This window comes from Hymenobacter sp., from assembly GCF_035709525.1.
Classification (GTDB): domain Bacteria; phylum Bacteroidota; class Bacteroidia; order Cytophagales; family Hymenobacteraceae; genus Hymenobacter.
Window position 1 is genome coordinate 1 of record NZ_DASTEP010000149.1, and the last position, 22320, is coordinate 22320.

15 protein-coding genes are annotated in these 22320 nt (G+C 62.6%); 6 read left to right on the forward strand and 9 right to left on the reverse strand.

The window, feature by feature from the left end:
* Window positions 1-101: 101 nt before the first annotated feature.
* Window positions 102-1622 (reverse strand): diadenylate cyclase, encoded by a 1521-nt coding sequence (locus tag VFO93_RS12785; RefSeq protein ID WP_325134765.1) that lies wholly within the window; start codon window positions 1620-1622, stop codon window positions 102-104.
* A 161-nt stretch (window positions 1623-1783) separates the two neighbouring features.
* On the opposite strand from VFO93_RS12785, the gene VFO93_RS12790 reads away from it, so the two are divergent.
* Window positions 1784-2038, forward strand: coding sequence for a hypothetical protein (locus tag VFO93_RS12790; RefSeq protein WP_325134766.1), 255 nt, complete (start codon window positions 1784-1786; stop codon window positions 2036-2038).
* 63 nt (window positions 2039-2101) lie between these two features.
* Here VFO93_RS12790 and VFO93_RS12795 read toward each other — a convergent pair whose 3' ends face one another.
* Window positions 2102-3319 (reverse strand): TIGR03862 family flavoprotein, encoded by a 1218-nt coding sequence (locus VFO93_RS12795; protein ID WP_325134767.1) that lies wholly within the window; start codon window positions 3317-3319, stop codon window positions 2102-2104.
* A gap of 137 nt (window positions 3320-3456) precedes the next feature.
* Between VFO93_RS12795 and VFO93_RS12800 the strand changes: the two genes are divergently transcribed.
* Entirely contained in the window at window positions 3457-4659 is a 1203-nt protein-coding gene (locus tag VFO93_RS12800) for a sodium:proton exchanger (protein ID WP_325134768.1), read from the forward strand.
* A gap of 186 nt (window positions 4660-4845) precedes the next feature.
* Here the strand turns inward: VFO93_RS12800 and VFO93_RS12805 are convergent, their stop codons facing one another.
* From VFO93_RS12805 to VFO93_RS12815, 3 genes are all read right to left on the reverse strand, one after another.
* Window positions 4846-6657 carry a chloride channel protein gene (locus tag VFO93_RS12805; protein WP_325134769.1) on the reverse strand — a complete coding sequence of 604 codons (1812 nt, stop codon included), beginning with the start codon at window positions 6655-6657 and terminating at the stop codon, window positions 4846-4848.
* A 177-nt stretch (window positions 6658-6834) separates the two neighbouring features.
* A complete protein-coding gene (locus VFO93_RS12810) occupies window positions 6835-9945 on the reverse strand; it encodes a PD-(D/E)XK nuclease family protein (protein ID WP_325134770.1) in 3111 nt (1036 codons plus the stop codon).
* Window positions 9946-10299: 354 nt separating this feature from the next.
* On the reverse strand, window positions 10300-10491 hold the full coding sequence (locus VFO93_RS12815) for a hypothetical protein (protein WP_325134771.1): 192 nt from the start codon (window positions 10489-10491) through the stop codon (window positions 10300-10302).
* A 48-nt stretch (window positions 10492-10539) separates the two neighbouring features.
* Between VFO93_RS12815 and VFO93_RS12820 the strand changes: the two genes are divergently transcribed.
* From VFO93_RS12820 to VFO93_RS12830, 3 genes are all read left to right on the forward strand, one after another.
* The gene (locus VFO93_RS12820) at window positions 10540-13260 is read left to right on the forward strand and encodes a PIG-L family deacetylase (protein ID WP_325134772.1); all 2721 of its coding nucleotides are present in this window, start codon (window positions 10540-10542) and stop codon (window positions 13258-13260) included.
* 30 nt (window positions 13261-13290) lie between these two features.
* Window positions 13291-13902, forward strand: coding sequence for a Uma2 family endonuclease (locus VFO93_RS12825; RefSeq protein ID WP_325134773.1), 612 nt, complete (start codon window positions 13291-13293; stop codon window positions 13900-13902).
* Window positions 13903-13968: 66 nt separating this feature from the next.
* The gene (locus VFO93_RS12830) at window positions 13969-15345 is read left to right on the forward strand and encodes an aspartate kinase (RefSeq protein WP_325134774.1); all 1377 of its coding nucleotides are present in this window, start codon (window positions 13969-13971) and stop codon (window positions 15343-15345) included.
* A 113-nt stretch (window positions 15346-15458) separates the two neighbouring features.
* On the opposite strand, the gene VFO93_RS12835 is transcribed toward VFO93_RS12830, so the two are convergent.
* From VFO93_RS12835 to serS, 4 genes are all read right to left on the reverse strand, one after another.
* Complete coding sequence (locus VFO93_RS12835; RefSeq protein WP_325134775.1) at window positions 15459-16481, reverse strand: bile acid:sodium symporter family protein; 1023 nt, start codon at window positions 16479-16481, stop codon at window positions 15459-15461.
* Between the two features lie 107 nt (window positions 16482-16588).
* Window positions 16589-17479 carry a DUF2911 domain-containing protein gene (locus VFO93_RS12840; RefSeq protein ID WP_325134776.1) on the reverse strand — a complete coding sequence of 297 codons (891 nt, stop codon included), beginning with the start codon at window positions 17477-17479 and terminating at the stop codon, window positions 16589-16591.
* Between the two features lie 108 nt (window positions 17480-17587).
* Window positions 17588-18010 carry a hypothetical protein gene (locus tag VFO93_RS12845; protein WP_325134777.1) on the reverse strand — a complete coding sequence of 141 codons (423 nt, stop codon included), beginning with the start codon at window positions 18008-18010 and terminating at the stop codon, window positions 17588-17590.
* 229 nt (window positions 18011-18239) lie between these two features.
* A complete protein-coding gene (gene serS / locus VFO93_RS12850) occupies window positions 18240-19514 on the reverse strand; it encodes a serine--tRNA ligase (RefSeq protein ID WP_325134778.1) in 1275 nt (424 codons plus the stop codon).
* Between the two features lie 442 nt (window positions 19515-19956).
* Between serS and rho the strand changes: the two genes are divergently transcribed.
* Complete coding sequence (gene rho / locus VFO93_RS12855; RefSeq protein WP_325134779.1) at window positions 19957-22233, forward strand: transcription termination factor Rho; 2277 nt, start codon at window positions 19957-19959, stop codon at window positions 22231-22233.
* The last annotated feature ends 87 nt before the right edge of the window (window positions 22234-22320 follow it).

Sequence of the window (22320 nt, forward strand, 5' to 3'; positions counted from 1 at the left end):
TGCCAGTGAACTAGCTCTACACGCCAGCAACGAAGCGGCAGAGATGCTTCGACTCCGCTGCGCTCCGCTCAGCATGACCTTGCGTTTTAGCAGCGAAAAACCTACGTGTGCTGCGTCGAGGGCAGCAGGTCTATCCAGCCGTCTTCGCTCACCACCACGGCCAGGCAGGGGTAGGGCGACGAGCTGGTGTAGCGCACGGCCGAGTTGTAGCGCGCGCCGCGGCTGCTGTCGCCCTTTTCGGTAGCCTGCCCGTCGAGGATTACGCCGATGGCATAGCACGTGCCGTCGGGCTCTACGAGCACCGCGCCATCGATAGAAGAGGCCAGGCGCAGCACGGGCGGCGTCATCACGCGGGGTACCACCCGGAAGCACTGGCGGCGCAGGCGCTCGGCCTCAACCTTAGCCCCGGTGCTGATGCAGAGCATGGTACCGTGGCTTTGGTTGGCCGCTTCCAGGGCCAGCTCCCAGAGGTAGGCCACCTCTGAGTCGTCGAGGCTGGGGAAAACCTGGTGGGCCACGCGGGCGAAGTTATCGGCCTGCACCTTGCTCTGGGGCAGGCGCGGCGTGTTGCTGACCACCCGCATGAGGGTGTGGCCGCCGTGGCGCAGCTCCCAGCCGTAGTGGTTGGTAAACTGCACCGTAGCCAGCGGTTCGTACTGCGGGTGGTCTTCCTCCACCACGTAGCCCAGCCCGAATACGTGCGAGGCGTCGGATACCAGTCCGGTACGGCCTTCGGTGAGCTCCAATAATTTACGAATCGAGCGGTGGTCGCGCAGCGGCACGGGCGCTTCCAGCGTCAGCACCGGCACGATGGCCGCGTGCTGGCGGCGGGCCAGCAGCATGGTGCCCTGGCCCTCGCCCCCTTCGTGGCGTAGCGCCGCAATGCCCAGGCAGGCATCGTAGAGGCCGTGCGCGCTGCCCGGCGAGATGCGCAGCATCAGGCGGCGGCCGGCCCCGCGCAGCACCTCGTTGTAGTCGCGGTCGAGCACCGGCTGCTCGTTATCGGCGGTGTCGGCTTCGCGCAGAGCGCGGGTGCATTCGTGCAAAAACTCCAGCACGGCAGCGTGGGGCAGCGAGGCCGGGCGCGTCGAGGTGGCCTTGCCGGGTAGGGTATAGTAGGAATTATAAGGCCCAGCGGCGAGCTGCACCACCAGTACCACGAGGTAGCCATTGAGGCTGAGCGGCGTGGAACAAAACGTGCGGCGGGCTTCCTGCCGGCTTTCGACCAGCTCGCAGATGGTCTGTTCGGTGGCGCGGCACACCAGCTCGTACCAATGCTGCTTTTCCATGCGGTCGTGGTCCTGCGGGTGCAGGTGGTACACGTTGTCGCGCGGGCCGGCGTCGGCTTCAAAGGAAGCGGCCAGCGTTTTGATGCCCATAAAATCCTGCGGCGAGTAGCGTAGCGTAGGCGGCTCTACCACCACGCTGTGCGGGTCGTCTTCCTCGCGGCCCGAGGCCAGGCCCAATAGAAATACTTCCGGCCGCAAATTGCGGTCGAGCAAATTAAAAATGCCTTCAGCAAAGAGCTGGGCCGAAACGCGGAACAGACTTTGGTGTTCCCACATGGCGGGCGGGGGCAGGGTAGCAGAAAGAGGGCGAGCCGGGGCCGGCGAAGGAGTCATGAAGTGGCTAGTCGTCGGGTTTCCGTTGGCATACGTAAGATTACCTTAAACAGTAACGCCTTTACCGCCCAGCTTGCCCGAAGCCGGTAAAAAATCGTATCTTCGGGGTAGCGGCCCAGCGCTTGGGCTGCGCCGTTTTTCGTCTTCATCCTGCTCAGTCTATGCTCTTTGTCGACATGCTCCTGGTCATGGTGGTGGCCATTTCGTTTATTCCCATCATGACGGGCTACTGCGCCGCTTCGCGGGGCCGCTCGTTCTGGCTGTGGTTTGCCCTGGGCTGGCTGCTGCCCATTGTGTCGTTTCTGCTGCTGTTTGCCCTCATCGCCCGCGACGAGCTCGACCCCGGCCGCCGCCTCGTGAGCGAAGCCCGCCAGATTCTGAAAGAGGCCGAGGTGAAGGCAATTATCAAGGAGTAGTTATGCAGACTGCTGCACTAGAGCGCTTTCGGAGTGCAACTCCGAAAGCGCGCACGTAATTGCTCATTGTGCATTAATAATTGACTTTGCCGCCCATGCGCCGGTGCTCATGCAGCCTTGTAGCAGGTAGCCGCCGGTGGGCGCTTCCCAGGCCAGCATTTCGCCGGCCAGGTAGGTGCCGGGGCGCTGGCGCAGCATCAGGTTTTCATTTACTTCGGAAAACGGCACGCCGCCCGCGCTCGAAATAGCCTCGGCCAGCGGCCGCAAACCCGCCACCGGAGTGGGTAGCGCCAGCAGCGAGTCGGCCAGGTCGGCGGCCGGGTCGGCCAGCTCGCGCAGCAGCGTGGGCACGGGCGCTTTCAGGCTGAACGCGCTGCTCAGAAACGAAGCCAGTGACTCGCCGGCCTTGCGCCGGGCCACGCGGCGGCGCACCTCGGCGGGCGGCAGGTCGGGCTTGAGGTTAAGGTGCAGGTAGGCGGGGGCACCCGAGGCCAGCGCAGCGCGCAGCGCCGGCGTGAGAGCGTATACGGGCGTGCCCTCCACGCCGTAGGTGGTCAGCATGAGCTCGCCGCGCACCGTGTGGCCGCCGCAGCTGAGGGCGATATTTTTGAGCGGTGCGCGGCCCACTTTCTCTTTGAAGAAGGTTGACCAGGCTACCTCTGCGCCGCAATTGCTAGGCTCAAAGGGCTGGCAGCGCACGCCAATTTTAATTAAAAGCTGCGTCCAGTAGCCATCTGAGCCGGTTTGGGGCCAGCTCGCGCCGCCCAGCGCCAGCACGGTGGCGGCGGGCTCCACGGTAAGCTCCGCGCCGCTGGCTTCATTGAGAAAGCGCAGGCCGGTAGCACCCGCGAAGCCCAGCCAGCGGTGGCGGGTGTTGATTTCTACGCCCAGCTCGCCCAGGCGGCGCAGCCAGGCGCGCAGCAGGTCGGCGGGCTTGTGCTGCGCCTCGGGGAAGACGCGCCCGCTGGTGCCTACGAAGGTGGCGATGCCCAGGTCGGCGGCCCAGCCGCGCAAATCGGTAGGGGAGAAGTAGGCGAGCACCTGCGCGAAAAATGCCTGCGCCGCCCCGTAGCGCCCGGCAAAAGCGGCTGTGGCTTCGCCGTTGGTGAGGTTGAAGCCGCCGTGCCCGGCCACCAGAAACTTGCGCCCCACGGTGGCTTTCTGCTCAAACACCCGCACGCGGTAGCCGGCCTCGGCCAGGCGCTGGGCGGCCAGCAGGCCGGCCGGCCCGCCGCCCACAATGGCGACAAGCGGGGCGGTGGCGGGGGAGGGCGAAGGCATGGCGGTAACAGGTTTAGGGAAGAGGCGACTTTTAAGACGATTGCCCTGGCGAGCGCAGCGCAGCAATCGAATTCTTGCTTAAGTTCGGCGGCAAAGTTCGGGCAACGGCCCCGCTTTATGCCCGTACCTTGGGCTCTATGGGTTCATATAGTATTCTGATTGGCCTGAGTCTGGCCGTCATTCTTTCTTACGTCTACAATCTGGCCTCGCGGGCTACGCGGGTGCCCTCGGTGCTGCTGCTGCTGCTCACGGGCATCGGGCTGCGGCAGTGGGCCGATTATGCCGACATCGACTTTCGGGTGCCTAAAACGCTGCTCGAAATATTTGGCATTATCGGCCTGATAATGATAGTGCTGGAGGGCGCGCTCGACCTGCGCCTGAGCCGCGACAAGGTGCCGCTCATTCAGCGCTCGTTCTTGGCGGCGCTCGTGATGCTGATGGGGCAGGCCGCCGCCATTGGCGGGCTGCTGCACCTGTGGCTCGATGCCCCCTGGCAAACCTGCCTGCTCAATGCCGTGCCGCTGGTAGTTATCAGCAGCGCCATCGCCATCCCGAGCGTGGCCAACCTATCGGGTGAGAAACAGGAGTTTATCGTGTACGAAAGCACGTTTTCCGACATCCTGGGCATCATGCTGTTCAACTTCGTGGACCAGGAGGACTTCGCGCAGGGGCACTCGCTCATCACCTTCACGCGGGGCGTGGTGCTGATAGTGCTGGTGGCCGTGCTAAGCACCGTGGTGCTGGGTTTTTTGCTGGCGCGGCTGCGCGGGCACGTCAAGTTTTTCCTGTTGTTCGCCTTTCTGATTCTTATCTATAGTCTCGCCAAAAAGCTGCACCTCTCGTCGTTGCTGCTGGTATTGGCTTTCGGGCTGGCCGTCAACAACTCGGATATGCTGCTGGGCTGGCTGCGCCGGCGCACCGGCTGGCGCGGCGTGAGCGCCGAAGACCTAGCCCCCGACCTGCACCAGCTCAAGAGCATCACCGCCGAGTCGGCCTTTCTCATTCGCACGTTTTTCTTTTTGCTGTTTGGCTACTCCATCACGGTGGCCAACCTCATCAGTTGGCAGCTGCTGGGCCAAGGCGTGCTGATAGTAGCCGTGCTCACGGCTCTCCGCTACTTGTACCTGCGCTTTGTGGCCCGTACCGAGCTTATCCCCGAGCTGTTTATCGCCCCCAAAGGCCTCATCACGGTGCTGCTGTTTTATAGCATCCCGGCCCAGCACCTGCTCGGCGACGTCAGCGAAAACATCTTGTTCGTAGTCATCTTGCTTACCAGTATTTTGATGATGGTAGGCCTGATAATCAGCCACCAGCGCCCGACTGCCGAGGTAGAGTTTTGAGCAGTTGATTATAAGTAATCGCCTAATCGCCCAGATGTGTGCGCCTCACCCCCGGCCCCCTCTCCGAAAAGGAGAGGGGGAGCCAATCGCCAGCACACGTAGGCAGTCGTTGAGTAGTCGTCCGGCTCCCCCTCTCCTTTTCGGAGAGGGGGCCGGGGGGTGAGGCGCACACGGTCGCATGCTTACTCACGCCTGCCCTTCCTCAATCAATTCGCGGCGGTAGCGAGCCAGGATGGCCGACCGCGTAACGAAGCCCAGGTACACGCCCTCCTCGTCGCACACGGGTAGGGCCGGGGTGGCGGTGCGCTCCAGCAGTTCCAGCGTGTGCTCGGCGCTGTCGGTGGGGTGCACGCGGGCGGGCGGCGGCTGCATCAGCTCGCGCACTTTGGTGGTGGTGTAGTGGGCGTCGTCGAAGAGCGTATCGCGCACCATGTCGAGGGTGATGATGCCGCGCAGCTTGCCGCTTTTGCCCACCACCGGGAAAGTATTGCGGTGGGCGTGGCGAAAGACGTCGACCAGCTCGCCCAGGGTAGCGCCGGGGCGCAAAGGCACAAACTCGTTGTCAATGAGGCGGTGCAAATCGAGGCGCGACAGCAGGTCGCTGTCGCGGTTGGCATACACGTCCACGCCTTTTTGGGTGAGCTTGCGCGTGTACACCGAGTAAGGCTCGAAGTGCTTCGTAATGAGGTAAGAAAAGCTCGTAACCAGCATCAGCGGCACAAACAACGCGTAGCCGCCCGTGATTTCAGCAATCAGAAACATGGCCGTGAGCGGCGCGTGCACCACGCCCGCCAGCACGCCCGCCATGCCCAGCACCACGAAGTGCACCTCGGGCAAGGCGACTAGCCCAGTCAGGTTGACGAGCCGCGCAAACAAAAAGCCCACCAGCGCGCCCGCCACCAGCGAGGTGCCAAACATGCCGCCGTTGCCGCCCGCGCCCACCGTGATGCTGGTAGCCACCACTTTCGTGAGCATGGTGCAGCTCACCAGCACCAGCAGCCACCACACGTTGTCGTCGCCGTACACCGAAAACAGGCTGTCGGTGGTCAGGTCGTGGGCGTGGCCGTCGAGCAAGGTTTGCACCACCGTGGTGTAGCCCTCGCCGTAGAGCGGCGGAAATAGGAAAATGAGCAGCCCCAGCGCCGCGCCGCCCGCCAGCACCTTTTGCCAGCGCAGCCCCGGCCAGCGCCCCCAAAAGTGCTCAAACCAGTGGTAGGTGCGAATCATGTACACCGCCAGCCCCGCCGTAAACAACCCAAAAACCACGTAAAACGGCACCGTATTCAAGACCCATGAATTGGTAATGAGCGTGAACGGCTGGCCCGCGTACAGCGCCTTCGACACCACCGTGGCCGTGGCCGAGGAGATGAGCAGCGGAATAAAATACTGCGCCGGCAGCTCCAGCAAAATGGCCTCCACCGCAAACAGCACCCCCGCGATGGGCGCATTGAAAATGGCCGCCACGCCCGCCGCCGCCCCGCAGCCCGTGAGTAGCCGCCGCCGCCGCCGCCCCGCCCGCAGCACCCGCGCCGCATTGGAGCCGATGGCCGCACCCGTAACCGAAATGGGTGCCTCGGTGCCCGCCGACCCGCCAAACGACACCGTGAGAAACGCCGTGATGAGCTGCGAATACAGCTTGGAGCGCGGCACGATGGCGTTTTCGCGGGCCGTGCTGTAAATAATCGGCCCGATGCCCCGGCCCAGGTTGCCGTTTAGCAAGTACTTGGTCACGAGCACCGTGAGCGTGATGCCGATGATGGGGTAGAACGAAAGCGCGAACACCCGGTTGGGCTCGGTCACGGCCGCCGCCAGCCGGTGCTGCTGCCAGTGAATCGCCGTTTTGAGGGCTACCGCCGCCAGGCCCGCCAGCACGCCTACCAGCGCCGCCAGCCACACCACGTACACGCGCTCGCTCACATGGCGCAGGCGCCACAGCAAGAACGGATTGAGCAAGCGGTAGATGCGGGACTTGTGCGGGTGGTCGGGCGGGTGCATCATAGCAAGGGCAGAACGGTCAAACATATTCCGTCATGCTGAGCGCAGCGCAGCGGAGCCGACGCATCTCTACCTCAATACTAACTAGTAACGCTCAACAAGGAAGCGGTAGAGATGCTTCGACTCCGCTGCGCTGCGCTCAGTATGACAACTGTATAATTCGACTCAACGGCAAAAACCTTACCGCGCGCATATTCCCCGGTACGGGCAATACTCGCACTTGGCTATATCGTCGGTTTTGCGGATGGCCTCGGCGGGGTCGAGTACGCGGCGGGCCAGTCGGGCCACCAGCTCGGCGCTGGCCTTGCGGAAGTCGGGCTCGCCGGTGCCTTCGGTGATGAAGTCGAGCGGGGCCATCAGCAGGCCGTCGTCAATCTTGCGCAGCGACATAATCGCGGCCTCTGAGTTGGGCGGCGCGGGGTGCAGCTCGTCGCTTTCCAGCATGAAGCGGTAGAGCCAGAGCTGCCGCACCTTGTCGGCCCCGCTAGAGCTTTCGGTGAGCAGGCGTTCCACGGTTTCAGCGGCGCTGAGCGGCTTCTGGGTGCCGCGCAGGTTCAGCTCGCGGCGCTCCACGAGGCCGGTTTTGTAGTCGACTACCCGGCGGCGGCCGTCGGGCAGCGCGTCGATGCGGTCGGCCCGGCCCAGAATGCGGACGGGCAGCTTGTTGGCCCGGCCCGGCACGTCGGCAAAAACGGTGGCTACCAGCGGCGTTTCCTGGGCCGCGATGCGTAGCGGCAGCGCGCCCGGCTGGTGCGGCAGGCTCTCCAGGTACTTGCGGATGAGGCGCACTGCCACCTGGCCCAGCACGTGGTTGAGGCCATCGTCGGGGCGGGCCTGGCGGTCTTGGCCTTCCTGGCGCAGCTGGCGCTGCACCTCGGCGGGCACTTTTTTCAGCAGTTCGGGCAGGTCGGTAGCGGTAAGGTCGCGCTGCTCCAGCTCGAAGGGCTTGAGCAGGTGCTCCAGCGAGTCGTGCACCACGGTACCAAAGCCATCGGCTCCGAGGGCTTCCTCTACTTCCTCGTTTTCCTGAAAGCGCGCCAGGCGCGAAAAGTAAAATTTGAGGGTGCAGGAAATGTACTCGTTGAGGGCCGAAGGGGAGAGGCCGCGCTCAAGCACGCCGCGCAGGGCGGTCAGCATGAGCTCGTCTTTTTCTAAGACTAAATCGCCCCCCGGGGCGTGAACCTCACCCCCCCGGCCGCCCTCTCCAAAAAAGAGGGGGGAGCCGACCGCAGGCGGACTTTGTTGGGCGTTAGGCTCCCCCTCTTTTTTGGAGAGGGGGCCGGGGGGTGAGGTTCCCGCGCCGGGCGAGTGTGCCGGCACGCCTACCACCTTATCCTCCACCACCATCATCGGGTTCTGCGCCGCCAAATCAAACTCCAGCTGCCGCAAAAACCGGCTCCGCTCGCCGGTTCTTACCCCTTCCGCGCCCGGTAGCACGTGCACCAGGTCCACGCGCCCGGCGCGCTGGAGCAGCCGCCAGAAATTATAAGCCGCCGTCGCCTCCGCGTCGGCGTAGGTGGGCAACTTAAATTCGGTGAGTACATCGTAGGGAAACAGCGAATTCTGACGCTTGGGGGCGGGCAGCGCGTTTTCGTTGCAGCTCAGAATGATGACGTGGTCGAAGTCGAGCGCCCGGGTTTCGAGCAAACCCATAATCTGCACCTGGGCCAGCGGCTCGCCCGCGAAAGGCAGGCGCGTGGCCCGCATCTGGTCGTAGAGAAAGCGCCGGAACGAGCGCACGCTCAGGCGCTGCTGCTGGCAGTCGAAGGCCGAGTGCAGCTGCCGTATCATGGTGTAAAACAAGTACAAGTACTCGGCCTCGATGGCCGTGTGCTCGTGCAAATACACCTGCTTGAGCAGGTCGATAACCGTGTAGCAGGCCCGGATAATGTCGTCGCAATTATCCCAGGTCTGAAACAGCGCCGCGATGAGCGGGTGGCCCTGGCCCAGCTTCAGCAGCTCGGTGGCGGGCAGCAGCACCAGCTGCTTTTTGATAATCTGCTGGCAGATTTTATCGAGCAGCCCGTAGTACTGCGGCTCCTCGAACTGCTCGTTTTGCCACTGCTGGTAGCGGCGCAAAAACGGGTGCGCCAGCAGCTTGCTCACCGCCTGGTGGTGGTAGCGCGGCACGCCGTAGTCGGGCCCCGGCTCGCCCTCCCGGATGCCCGTAAGGTGCACCTCAAACAGCAAATCGACTAAGTTGAACAAGGCCGTGCTCTGGAAGCTCAGGCCCATCGTCACGTTGAATTCGGGCACCACCTCGGCCCCCGGCAGGCCGTGCAGCACGGGCAGCAGCAGGGTTTCGTCGGGCAGCACCACGGCCACGGTGGCATTGGGGTTCAGTTGGCGCGCTTCGGCCAAAAGCTGGCCGGCCAGCTTGCCCTGCATGCTGGCATTGGCCACGCCCAGCAGGCGCACGTGGTGGGGCCGGCCGCGCAGGTGCTCTTGCAGGGTGAAGGTATCGCGGGGCAAATCCCACTTAACCCAGTAGCGGCGCAGCAGCGCGCCAGCGCGGTTGGGCGAGTCGGGCTCCAGGTAAAACGGGTCGGCGTCGAAGTACAATTCGGCCCGCCCAGCCTTGCGCAGCAGGTTGATAAACTTCTCCTCGGAGCGGCTGAGGCCACCCAGGCCCACAAAAATGTGCCGCGCCGGCGTGGGCTTATCGGGGTCGCGCAGGTCGGCCTGGAGGCGGCGCACGGCCTCGCGGTAAGCCAGGCCGGGGTAGGCGAGGTGGTCGGCCCGCAGGCGGCGCTTGAGCTCGTGGTACACGCGGGCGAGCTGCTCCCAGAAGGTGAAGTAGCGCTTGAGGCCGGTGGTGCGGCTCTTGTCGGGGTCGAGGTCCCAGCGCTCCAGCGCCTTGGCTTCGGAGAGGTAGGCGAAGACTTCTTTGGTGTCGGCCAGGTTCTGGTCGAGGTTCGAGAAGTCTTGCAGCAGCAGCGCGCTCCAGCCCACGAAGCGGTCAAAATTCAAGTCAGCATCAATGCCTTTGAAAATCTCAAACAGCAGCAGCTGCAAGGCAATCGGCTCCTCTACCTGCACGCCGGCGCGCTCCACCATGTAGTCTTCCATCGCCGCGATGCGCGGGGCCCACAGCGCCTGCCCGTCGGGCGTGGCCAAGGCCAGCTCATTTTGCAGATACACCACAGCGCGGCGCGTGGGCACGATTACGACCAGGTCGGACAGCGTATCGTCGTCGTAGGTGGCCAGCAGCTCGTGGGCCACCTCGGCCAGAAACGGGCGGGTAGCAACCGGGGCCGCCACCGGCGCGGCCAAAAGAGGAGAGGGAAGCATGATACCCAAAGATACGCCCCGCGCGCGGGCTAGTCCGCCTGGCTTGCGTGCCGCAGGGTCGCTTACAAAATAGTACTAATCGGGCATTGGATTTTGCTGGCCGTAATCCGATGCGCTGGTAATGAGGTAAGTTGGTATAGGTTAAATTATATTTAATAGTCAGTTGATTACTGTTCATAAAAGCAGCGCTTTTCATTTGGCCAGTAATCCCGGTAGTTGGCGGCCCAAATACGACGTTTGATATGAATAAGCCGGAATAGTGCCACGGTAGCGGCAGAACTTTGAATCACTACCTATAGACCGGCTTACGCACTTAGCATAAGCCAACTGCTGCCCGCTCTTATCTCCCGCTTGCTATCCGCTGATTATGCCCCGCACAGGTATCTCCTCTCCCGAAAAAAAGCCCGCGCCCGCCGTGGGCTGCGCCCACTGCTGGGCGGCCAAGTACTGCGCCGCCTTTTCGGCGATGCCCAGCCCGCAGCCGCCGCCCAATTGCCCGCTGCTGCCCCAGCCGCCGCGCACCCCGGGCGGCAGGAAGTAAAACATAGGGCGGGCCCCGGCGGTAACTTCCGGCCCCGAATTGGTTTACGCCCTATGCTTCGATTTTTGCGCGCCGCCCGCCTGGGCTTGGTTTTGTTTCTGGTTTCTGGTTTCTGGTTGTCGCTTCAGGCCCAGGCTCCGAAAGTCTATTCGTCTTCTGAGATTCTGCTGGGGCTGAAAAAGCTCAACGTAGTGGGCTCGGTGCTATACATCGCCGCGCACCCCGACGACGAAAACACCCGCCTGCTGGCCTACCTCGCCAACGAGCGCCAGCTCGAAACCAGCTACCTCAGCCTCACGCGGGGCGATGGCGGCCAGAACCTCATCGGCCCCGAGCTGCGCGAGCAGCTCGGCGTCATTCGCACGCAGGAGCTGCTGGCGGCGCGGCGCATCGACGGGGCGCACCAGTTTTTCACCCGCGCCAACGACTTCGGCTTTTCCAAAACCGCCCAGGAAGCCCTCCGCGTGTGGGACCACGAGCAGGTGCTCGCCGACGTGGTGTGGGTTATCCGGCAGCGGCGGCCCGACGTGCTCATCACCCGCTTCCCGCCCGATGCCCGCGCCGGCCACGGCCACCACCAGGCCAGCGCCGTGCTGGCCGCCGAGGCCTTCGACGCCGCCGGCGACCCCAAGCGCTTCCCCGAGCAGCTGAAATACGTGCAGCCCTGGCAGCCCAAGCGCCTGTACTGGAACACCGGCAGCTTTTTCGTGAAGCCCGGCGAGGACATGAGCGGCTACCTCAAGCTCGAAACCGGCGGCTACAACCCCTTGCTGGGCCAGAGCTACGGCGAGCTCGCGGCCCGCTCGCGCTCGCAGCACCGCAGCCAGGGCATGGGCAGCAGCGCCAGCCGCGGCGAAACCTTCGACTACTTCCAGTTTGTGAAAGGCACGCCCGCCAAAACCGATTTATTCGAAGGCATCGACCAAACCTGGAACCGCGTGCCGGGCGGCGCGGCGGTGGGTAAGCTGGTGGACGAGGTGATTCGGACGTATGACGCTAGCAACCCTAAGGCGAGTGTGGCGGGGTTGCAGAAGGTGCAGAGTGCAATAGCCGAAGGCTACACGCAAGCCATAAAACCTGCTGCATCTGGAGATAGAACAGCAGTAGAAACGAAGCGGGTCTTGAGCGAAGTAACAAATGCTCAATACTGGACACAATCTAAGATTCAAGAAATAAACAGCCTAATCGAAGCTTGCTTGGGCCTGCATTTTGAAGCAACGACTACTACAGCTTCCGTCGCTCCGGGGCAGGCTATTAAGGTTAACCTAGAGATGACGAACCGCGCGCAGGCTGCGCTAGTAGTTAATGGGACCGTTTATATGGGCTTCAATTGCGATAGCAGTGTCAGTCACACTCTGCAACCCGGTAAGTCTATCAATGTGGTCGTAACCGGAAGCATACCGAAGGATATCACAACCTCTCAGCCTTACTGGTTACGTGAGCCTGCTACGGTTGGCATGTACGTAGTGCCAGCAAAAATACCCAGTGGCGTTTCCTCCCTTCGCGGGTATATCAACAGCGATAAATCGATAGATGTAAACAACACAGTGCGGCAATTCCTAATCGGGCTGCCTGAAAACCCACAGCTGCCGACGGTTGGCTTTACCATACTGGTTGACGGTAAAGGCCAGACCATTTTCGTCCCCATTCAGTACAAGCACACCGACCCCGTGCTCGGCGAGCTGTACCAGCCGCTGGCCGTGGTGCCGCCCGTGATGGTGAACATTCCCGCCGCCCGCGCCTACGTCTTCTCCGACCAGCAGCCCAAGCCCGTGCCCGTGACGCTGCGCGCCGGCCAGGCCGGCGTAAAAGGCCAGCTGGCCTTGCAGGTGCCCAGCGGCTGGCAGGCCGAGCCCGCCACCGTCGCCTTCGACCTCAAAAACAAGGACGACGAGCAAACCGTCAATTTCACGCTGCGCCCGCTGGCCGGCGCGACTGAGGGCAAAGCCGAGCTGCGCGCCGTGGCCACCGTGGGCACCGCGCAGTACAGCCGCGGCATCCAAACTATTCAGTACCCGCACATCCCAACCCAAACGCTCTTCCCTGAGGCCACCGCGCCGCTGGTGAAGCTGAACGTGGCGCGCGGCCACACCAAAAACATTGGCTACCTCATGGGCGCCGGCGACGAGGTACCCGAGGCCCTGCGCCAGCTCGGCTACACCGTGAGCCTACTCGACCCCGCCACCGACCTCACCGCCGAGCGCCTCGCCAAGTACGACGCCGTGGTGCTGGGCGTGCGCGCCTACAACGTGCTCGACCGCCTCAAAACCCAGCAGCCCGAGCTGCTGCGCTACGTCGAAAACGGCGGCACCCTGCTCGTGCAGTACGTGGTGAACCGCGGCACCGTGCTGCCCCAAATCGGCCCGTACCCTCTCACCCTCAGCGCCGACCGCGTAACGGTGGAAAACACGCCCGTGACCTTTTTGCCCTCCGTGGGCGGGGCCACCATCACGCGCCCGGCCGCCCAGCCCACCGCCCCCAGCCTGGCCCAAAGCCTGCTCAGCACTCCGAACAAGCTCACGCCCGCCGACTTCAGCACCGGCTGGGTGCAGGAGCAGGGCCTCTACTACCCCTCGGCCTGGGACAGCCACTACCAAACGGTAATTGCCAGCCACGACCCCGACGAAACCGACAAGCAAAGTGCCATCCTGGTGGCCCCGTATGGCAAGGGGCGCTACATCTATACCGGCTTGTCGCTGTTTCGGGAGCTGCCGGCTGGCGTGCCCGGCGCATTCCGCGTGCTGGCCAATCTGGTAGAGTCGGGCGGCAAGTAACAACCCCGCCACTCGTTCTATTTTTGCCACATGGCTCCTACCGTCACTTCCCTGGCCGACCTCGACCCGAACGGCACCTACTCCTACGCCGACTACCTCAGCTGGCAATTCACCGAGCTAGTGGAGCTAGTGCGCGGGAAGATTATGCGCCGCATGAGCGCGCCTACCGACCAGCACCAGGCGCTGGTGGGAAACCTGTTCGCTCATTTACATATGCATCTGCGGCGGCAGCGCTGCCAGGTGCGCGTGGCTCCCTACGATGTGCGCCTGCCCAAACCGGGCACCATCGCCGACGCGGCCATCTACACCGTGGTGCAGCCCGATATCTGCGTCATCTGCGACCCGGCCAAAATTGAGTCGCGCGGTTGCCTCGGCGCGCCCGATTTAATTATCGAGGTAGTGTCGCCCCGCACGGCTGCCCGCGACTGGAAAGACAAATTCGACCTCTACGAGGAGGCGGGCGTGGGCGAGTACTGGATAGTGTTGCCGCAGGAAGAAGACATATCAGTGTTTGTGCTCGATGAAATTACCGGCCGCTACCACCTAGTGGGCGAGTACGCCGGGTCGGGGCCGATTCCGTGCCGCACCCTGCCTACGCTGGCGCTGGACTGGGTGGATATTTTTGCCGACAATCCAGCTTAGTTCAGTCGGCCTAGTAGGCGCGGGGCCGCGCCCCGCGCCATTTTTTGGTTATTGCTTTTCCCAATTGTGCTCACAGTAGAAAAAATCGGCGGCACCTCCATGACCGCCTTCGCCGACGTTCTCCAGAATATCATCCTCCACGGGGCCGGCCCCTACAACCGCATCCTGGTGGTGTCGGCCTACGCCAACGTTACCAACTGGCTGCTGGAAAACAAGAAAACCGGCGCGCCCGGCGTGTATCACCACATCACGCAGGGCCAGGAGTTTCGGGCCGCCCTGCAAGAGGTGCTAGCCAAGCTGCAAGAGCTAAATAAAGCCTACGCGCCGTTGGGCCTCGACCTGGCCGTGGCTGATGCTTTCATTGCCGGGCGCATTCAGCAGGCCCACACCTACCTCGATAGCCTGGTAAGCGTGCTGGCCTCGGGCTACGTCAACAGCTACAACATCCTGCAAGCGGCCCGCGAGATTCTGGCTTCGATAGGAGAGGCGCACTCGGCCTTCAACTCGGTCAACATCTTGCAAAACAAGGGTATCAAGGCCACGCTCGTGGACCTCAGCGGCTTCGACGACGCCCGGCCGCTCACCATCGACGAGCGCATCCGGGATGCGTTCGGTGGTATCGACTTTGCCACTACCATCTGCATTGCCACCGGCTATACCAAGGGCACCGAGGGTATTATGCGCGAGTTCGACCGCGGCTATTCGGAGGTGACGTTCAGCAAGATAGCCGTAGCGGTGCAGCCGCAGGAAGCCATTATTCACAAAGAATACCACCTGTGCTCGGCCGACCCCAACCTGGTCGGTATCGACCACTGCCACCCGGTGGGCTTCACCAACTACGACGTGGCCGACCAGCTCGCCGACGTGGGCATGGAGGCCATTCACCCCAAAGCCTCGAAGCCGCTGGAGATAAACGCCATCGACCTGCGCATCAAGAACACCTTCGAGCCCGAGCACCCCGGCACGCTCATCACCCGCGACTACGTGTCGCCGAGCACCCGCGTCGAAGTCATCACGGGCACCGAAAAGGTCGTAATTATCGACATCTACGACCCCTTGATGGTGGGCGAGCCGGGCTTCGACCTCCACCTCATGCAGGCCTTCTACGACCTCGGCGTGAGCTACATTTTCAAGGCCACCAGCGCCAACAGCATCTCGCTCGTTATCTGGCAAAAGGACTTGCTGCCGCAGCTAATCGAAACGCTCGAAGCCAAGTACGAAAAAGTAACGGTCGAAAACGCCGCCCTCGTCTGCCTCATCGGCTCCAATATCGACCGGGCCGGGCTGCTGGCCCAGGCCGCCGGCGCGCTCGCCGAAGCGGGCATCAATATTAAGAGCGCGGGCTTCGCGCTGCGCAAGGTCAACATTCAGTTTGTAGTAGGCCGTGAGGAGTACAAGGCGGCGATTATCGCCCTGAATAAGAGCTTTGAGCGGACAATATAGCGCAACTTGCCGTCATGCTGAACGCAGTGAAGCATCTCTACCGCACCGTTGGACGAAGCGGTAGAGATGCTTCACTGCGTTCAGCATGACTGAATGACGAGTAATGCTAAGGTCTACCCAGCTTGCTGCCGCCCGATGTACTGCGCCATGCTGCTGGCTAGAATAATCTGCAACGCATGGTACAGCATGAGCGGCAGCAGGATAAGCCCCGTGGCAGCCCCGGCCGGAAATAGCAGGCTAGCCATTACGCTACCGTGCACCAGCGACTTTTTGGAGCCGCAAAACACAGCCGTGATATTATCGGCCCGCGAAAAGCCCAGTGCCCGGTTCAGGCCCCAAACCAGGGCAAACACCAGCAGGTACAGCCCCAGCAGGCCCGCGCTCAGCTTGATAATATCGGCCGGCGCGTAGCTGCTAAAAATGCCCTCGGCAAACGATTCGCAGAAGGCCGTGAACACGATGAGCAGAATCGTAATCTGGTCAAAATAGCGTAGGCCCGCCTTGTGGCGGTCGACCAGCGCGCCGAAGCGCCCGTTGAGCAAAATGCCCGCGCCCACTGGCAGCACTACCTGCCACAGCAGCTGCGCCGCCAGGCCCCACAGCTGGCCGCCGCCCGTGCCGGTGTGCAAAAACAAACTCGTGAGCAACGGCGTGAGCGCGATACCGAGTAGGCTCGATAGGCTGGCGTTGAAAATGGCACCCGGCAGGTTGCCGCCCGCGATGCTCACCATCACCACCGAGGTCGAAACCGTGCTGGGCAGCGCGCACAAAAAGAAGATGCTCTGCCACAGCAGCTCACCTTTTTCGCCCCCAAAAAACGGTTTTACCAGCAAAGCCAGCGCCGGAAACAGCGCGAACGTGGTGAGCTGTGTTACTACCGGCAGTCGCCAGTTGCGCATGCCTTCGCGCAGCTTTTCCAGGTTCAGTTTCAGGCCATAAAAGAAGAACACCAGCGCCACGCCCACCGTCGTGATGAGGTGCCACGGCACGGGGCTGGCCGCGCTGCCCAGGCCGGGCTGCCAGTAAGCCAGCCCCACCACGCCCAGCAGCGCCAGCAAAAACCAGTCGAGCCCGGCGCGCGAAAGCAGCGCAATAAAGCGATTGGGGGCGGGCGGCGGCGGAGTAGGTTTCGTCATAAAAAAAGAAATGGTACGAGCTACCAACAGTGCCAGCCCTAAAAAAGATAAGCGCGCCAGCCTCAGAAAGACTGGCGCGCTAAGCGTAATGCGTTAAACGTCAAGGCTTACTTTCCGCCTTTTTTGGCTTCGGCAATCAGCTCGTCGTTCATCTTGGCGTACTCCGTATTAGGCGGCGTCGAGGCCAGGGCCAGCTTTTTCGACTGCTCGGCGGCCGTGATGGCCCCTTTGTAGTCCTTCATTTTGAGACGGATTTTGGCTTCCGTGTTCACGTTCCAGAACTTGGGCTCGGTGGCGTTGGCCTTCTGCATCCAGGCCAGGGCTTGCTTCAGGTCCTTGTTATTGTCGTTGTAATACACGGCGGCGGCGGCGAGGTCGCCGGGCGTGGGGCTGGCGTTTTTGACAACCTTCTCGTCAATCTGCGCCAGCACCTTGCCCTCTACGTCGGTCACGATTTTAAACTTCGCGCCGGTCGTGTTCCACTGCATATCCACGTTGGCGGTGGCGGGCGTGAGGTCGGCAAAGTTGATGGTAAAGGTTTCGACCTTGCTACCCAGCTTGTAGGGCTTCACCACGAAGCGCGCTACGTCCTGGTCTTCCTTAAAGCCATCGACATCAGCGCCTTGCTTGGTGCTTTTGTTGAGCACTACCGTCCACTCGCCCGCGTTGGGGATGGTGTAAAGGCCGTACTCACCGGCCGGCACTTTCTTGCCCTCTATCGTTACCTCGTCCGAAAACTTGATGGTCGTGCTGCCGTTGGCACCCGTGCGCCAGCGCTTGCTGTAGGGGGCCAGCGGCGAATTAACGCCGAAGGCTTCACGGTTTTTCAGCGATGGGCGGCTGTAGGTAATAGTTACATCGGTGAGGCCCACGCGCTGGGTTACGATGCTGCGGGGGCTGGCCTGGGGGGTAGCCAGCTGGGCCTGGGCGGCCGGGGCGGCCAGCAAAGTAGCCATTACGGCCACGGTGGCCGTGATAGACGTTGCAACGTTCTTCATGTAGAAAAAAGAAAATTTGAAAGCCCAAAAATAACAAAACCCGCCGGGCGGGCGGGTTTTGCGAGCAAAAGCAAACAAGTATTGCGGCCCGGCAAAGGCCGCCATAAGCTATTTCAGGTGGGCTTTGGCCTGGGTCAGCACGGCTTCGCTGCGGGTGGCGTAGTCGCTGTTGGCGGCGGCCAGGGCCAGTTTTTTGGCTTCGGTGGCCGTGCCGAGCGCGCCAGCGTAGTCCTTGAGCTGCAAGCGAATGCGTGCCTCGGCGTACAGCGTGTGGTAGGCGGGGTGCAGGGCGTTGGTTTCCTGCATCCAGGCCAGCGTCTGGCGCAGGTCCTTGTGCGAGTCGTCGTAGTAGGCGTCGGTCGTAAACTCGGCGGGCGCGCTCAGGTTACGCGCTGCCTCGGGCGCGCTGGTGGCAGTGGGGCGCGTGCTGGCTACCTCTTCTGTAGAGGCAAAAGCCGTGGTCTGCGCGTGGGCGGCCGAGGCGGCCAGCAGCAAGGCCACGGCGGCAAAAGAGCGAGTAAGTTTTTGCATAACAGGAAGAATTATTAAATCGACACTGCCAAGCTAAAACGAAAAACCGAGGATAATGCAGCCAGGCTGCAATAAAGGTTAAAGTTTATATTTTGTCTTAAATGAAGCTAATCGTCAGGCGTTTGAGTGGAAAAATAAACTGAAAATTATACCAAAAGACAGAGGCCGGCCAGCTAGCACGCGCTAGCCAGCCGGCCTCGTTCAACGCGGGCATTTAGTATGCAAACGCTTACTTTATCTGCGTGAAGCCGCAGTATGAGTGCAGCACCTCGGGCAGGTTGATTCCCTCGGGCGTCTGGTTATTTTCCAAGAGCGCGGCCACGATGCGAGGTAGCGCCAGGGCCGAGCCGTTGAGCGTGTGTAGCAGCTGCGTTTTGCCGCCCTCGGCGCGGTAGCGGCACTTGAGGCGGTTGGCCTGGAAGGTTTCGAAATTGGACACCGACGATACTTCGAGCCAGCGGCCCTGGGCGGCGCTCCACACCTCCAGGTCGTAGGTGAGGGCCGAGGTAAAGCCCATGTCGCCGCCGCAGAGGCGCAGCACACGGTAGGGTAGTTCCAGTAGTTGCAGCAGCTTCTCCACGTGTGCCACCATCGCTTCGTGGGCGGCGTAGGATTCTTCGGGCTGGGTTATCTGCACTATCTCTACCTTATCGAACTGGTGCAGGCGGTTGAGCCCGCGCACGTCGGCCCCCCACGAGCCAGCCTCGCGCCGGAAGCAGGGCGTGTAGCCGGTATTGCGCACCGGCAGCTTGTCGGCCGCGATAATCTCGTCGCGATAAAGGTTGGTAATCGGCACCTCCGAGGTCGGAATCAGATACAGATTGTCAGCCGCGTCGTGGTACATCTGGCCTTCTTTATCAGGTAGTTGGCCGGTGCCGTAGCCGCTGGCTTCGTTTACCAGGATGGGCGGCTGCACCTCGGTGTAGCCCGCGTCGCGGGCCTGGTCGAGGAAAAAGTTAATCAAAGCGCGCTGCAAGCGCGCGCCCTGGCCCTTGTACACCGGAAAGCCCGCGCCGGTGATTTTGATGCCCAGGTCAAAATCGATAATGTCGTATTTCTTAATCAGTTCCCAGTGCGGCTGCGCGCCGGCGGGTAGCTCGGGCTTGTGGCCGCCTTCGCGCACTACCTCGTTGTCGGCGGCCGAGCGGCCGGCCGGCACGCTCTCGTGCGGGATGTTGGGGATTTTGTAAAGCAGCTCGGTTTGCTGGCGCTCGATGTCGGCCAGCTCGTCGGCGTGCGCTTTTATCTGCGTTTTCAGCGTGGTAGTGCGGCTTTTCAGCGCTTCAGCCTCGGCCTTTTCCCCGCTTTTCATGAGGCTGCCAATGCGGCGAGCCAGGTCGTTGGCCTCGCCCTGGGCGGTGTCGTGCTGGGTTTGCAGGGTGCGGCGGCGCTGGTCGAGGTCGAGCACGGCCTGCACGTCGGCCTCGGCCGTTTTGAAATTGCGCTTGGCCAGGCCGGCTAGCACGCGCTCGGTTTGCTCTTTAAGTACAGAAAGTTGTAGCATAGTGGCGGCAAAGGTAGTTTTTGAAGTTGTTTACAAAGGAAGTTGCTTGCAAACGTCATACTTCGCTGCGCTCTGCATGACAAGCGCGTTTCATCATTCCTACTTTCTTTCTTGCCCGCCGCAAAACCGGTTGGCCATTTGTGCGTAATGCGTTAATATTGCAACTGCAAGCTGGCCCGCGGGGCTGGTAGCGGAGGTTCGGGCCTCGCGCCTTGCGTTGCCGGACCGACATTTTTGCTTTGGTGGAGCTGCCGGCCGCCTTTCTCAACTACCTCACTGTTTTCCTGTTGTTGCCCGCCGCCTTGCTGGTTGTGTTGCGCGTTGCTGCTTTTCGGACATTGCACCTGGCCGTTGGGTCCGGGCAAGTCGCTGGCAGCCAGGAATCGGGCTTTTGGGCTGCTCGGCGGCCCGGCTTCTTGCGCTGATTCTCTTTACCCCCCTTATGTACACCCTCAACGAGCTAAAGGACCGACTGCTGTCCGACCTCAAAGAAATTGCGGAGCAACTCAACGTTGGCAATTTCAAGCGCCTGAGCAAGCAGGACTTAATTTATAAAATCCTGGACCAGCAGGCCGTGCTGCCCGCCGACAAGCTGCCCACCAAAAAGCCGGCCACCCCGGCCGCCGAAGCCCCGGTAGCTACCGCCCCGCCCGTGCCCGATGCCGAGCCTGTGGTAGCCGAGCCCGTAGCAGACGCAGCGCCCGCCGCCGCCAGCGCCGCGCCCACCCGCGGCACCCGGGGCGGAGCTGGCCGCCGCCGCCCGGCCGCCGCGCCCGTGGCCGAGCAGCCGTTTTCCGACGTGGCTGCCCCGGCCACCCAGAATACCACCGCCGCCGAAGTAGCCGCGCCCGAAGCGCCGCAACCCACTCGCTACGAGGTAGTAGAGGCCGACGAGGAAAGCCTGGCCAACGTGCCCGTAGCCACCGAAGAAGCTACCGCGCCGCCTGCCGAAACCAACCCCGCCCAGGAAACGCACTCGGAGGGTGAGAGCGCCCCCGTGCGCCACCGCCGCGAGCGCGTAGACCGCGCCGGCCGCCCACTGCCCCGCCGCGAAGACCGCCCCGCCCCGGCGACTAGCAGCGCCGATGGCGAAGCCGCTGCTACCACCGAAGCCACGGTGGCCCCGGCCGAAACGGCCACGGAGCAGCCCGCCACCGAAACCACCTTTGAGCGCCGCGAAACCCGCGAGCAGCGCTTCGACCGCGAAAACCGGGACGGCCGCGACAACCAAAACCGGGACCGCCAGGACCGCAACGGCCAGCCGCGCAGCGACTTCCGCGAAAACCGTGAGAGCGGCCAGTCGCGCTTTACCAACGACCAGCCCCGTGAGGCGCGCCCCATCAACGGCAACGGTGCTACCGACCAGCCCCGCCTCAGCCGCGAGGAGCGCTACGCCCAGCGCGAGGCCCAGCGCCAGCAGCGCCGCGAAGAGCGCCAGCGCCAGGGTGGCGATGGTCAAGTTGCCGGTGAGCAAGGTGCCGCCGTGCAGCCCCAGGCTACTACCACCAACGGCCAGAACCAAAACCAAGGCCAGCCCCAGCAGGAGCGCCGCGACGACAACCAGCGCCAGCAGCAGCAGCGCCCGCCCCGCGCTCCTGAGCTCGACCTCACCGTGCCCGGCAACGGCACGCTGGAGCTGATGCCTGATGGCGGCTACGGCTTCCTGCGCTCGCCCTACTACAACTACCTCACCTCGCCCGACGACATTTACGTGTCGCCGCAGCAGGTGCGGCAGTTTGGCCTCAAGGCCGGCGACACGGTGAACTGCACCATGCGCCCGCCTCGCGAAAACGAGAAGTATTTTGCCCTGGTGGGGGTCGAGAGCATCAACGGCCGCACCGTGGAAGAAGTGCGCGACCGCGTGCCCTTCAATCACTTGACGCCGCTCTTTGCCGACGAGAAGCTCAAGCTGAGCACCAAGCCCACCCAGGTGAGCACTCGTGTGCTCGACTTGTTTGCGCCCATCGGCAAAGGGCAGCGCGGCCTCATCGTGGCCCAGCCCAAAACCGGTAAAACGGTGCTGCTGCAAGAGGTAGCCAACTCGATTTCGGAAAACCACCCCGAGGTGTATCTCATTATCCTGCTGATAGATGAGCGCCCTGAAGAAGTGACGGACATGGCCCGGTCGGTGAAAGCCGAAGTGCTGAGCTCGACCTTCGACGAAACGGCCGACCGCCACGTAAAAATCGCGGAGCTGGCCCTCGATAAGGCGCGCCGCCTCGTGGAGTGCGGCCACGACGTGGTGATTCTGCTCGACTCGATTACCCGCCTGGCGCGGGCCTACAACACGGTGCAACCCAGCTCGTCGCGCATCCTGTCGGGTGGTATCGATGCGGGCGCGCTGCAAAAGCCCAAGCGCTTCTTTGGCGCGGCGCGTAACATCGAAGGGCCTGGCTCCTTGACGATTATCGCTACGGCGCTCATCGAAACCGGCTCGAAGATGGACGAGGTTATCTTTGAAGAATTCAAAGGCACCGGCAACATGGAACTCCAGCTCGACCGCAAGCTGGCCAACAAGCGCGTGTTCCCGGCCATCGACATCCCGGCTTCCGGCACCCGCCGCGAAGACCTGCTGATGAGCCGCGACGAGCTGAGCCGCGTGTGGGTACTCCGCAAGTTCATGACCGACATGAGCGCCACCGAGGCCATGGAATTCCTCAAGGACCGCATGAAAGGTACCAAGGATAACGAAGAATTCTTGTTGGCAATGAACGGTTAATAGCTAGTAGGTTAAGTGAAAAGCGGCCCGCCGAAATGCATTCGGCGGGCCGCTTTTTTTGTAATTTCCCGCAGGGTTTCGCAGGGT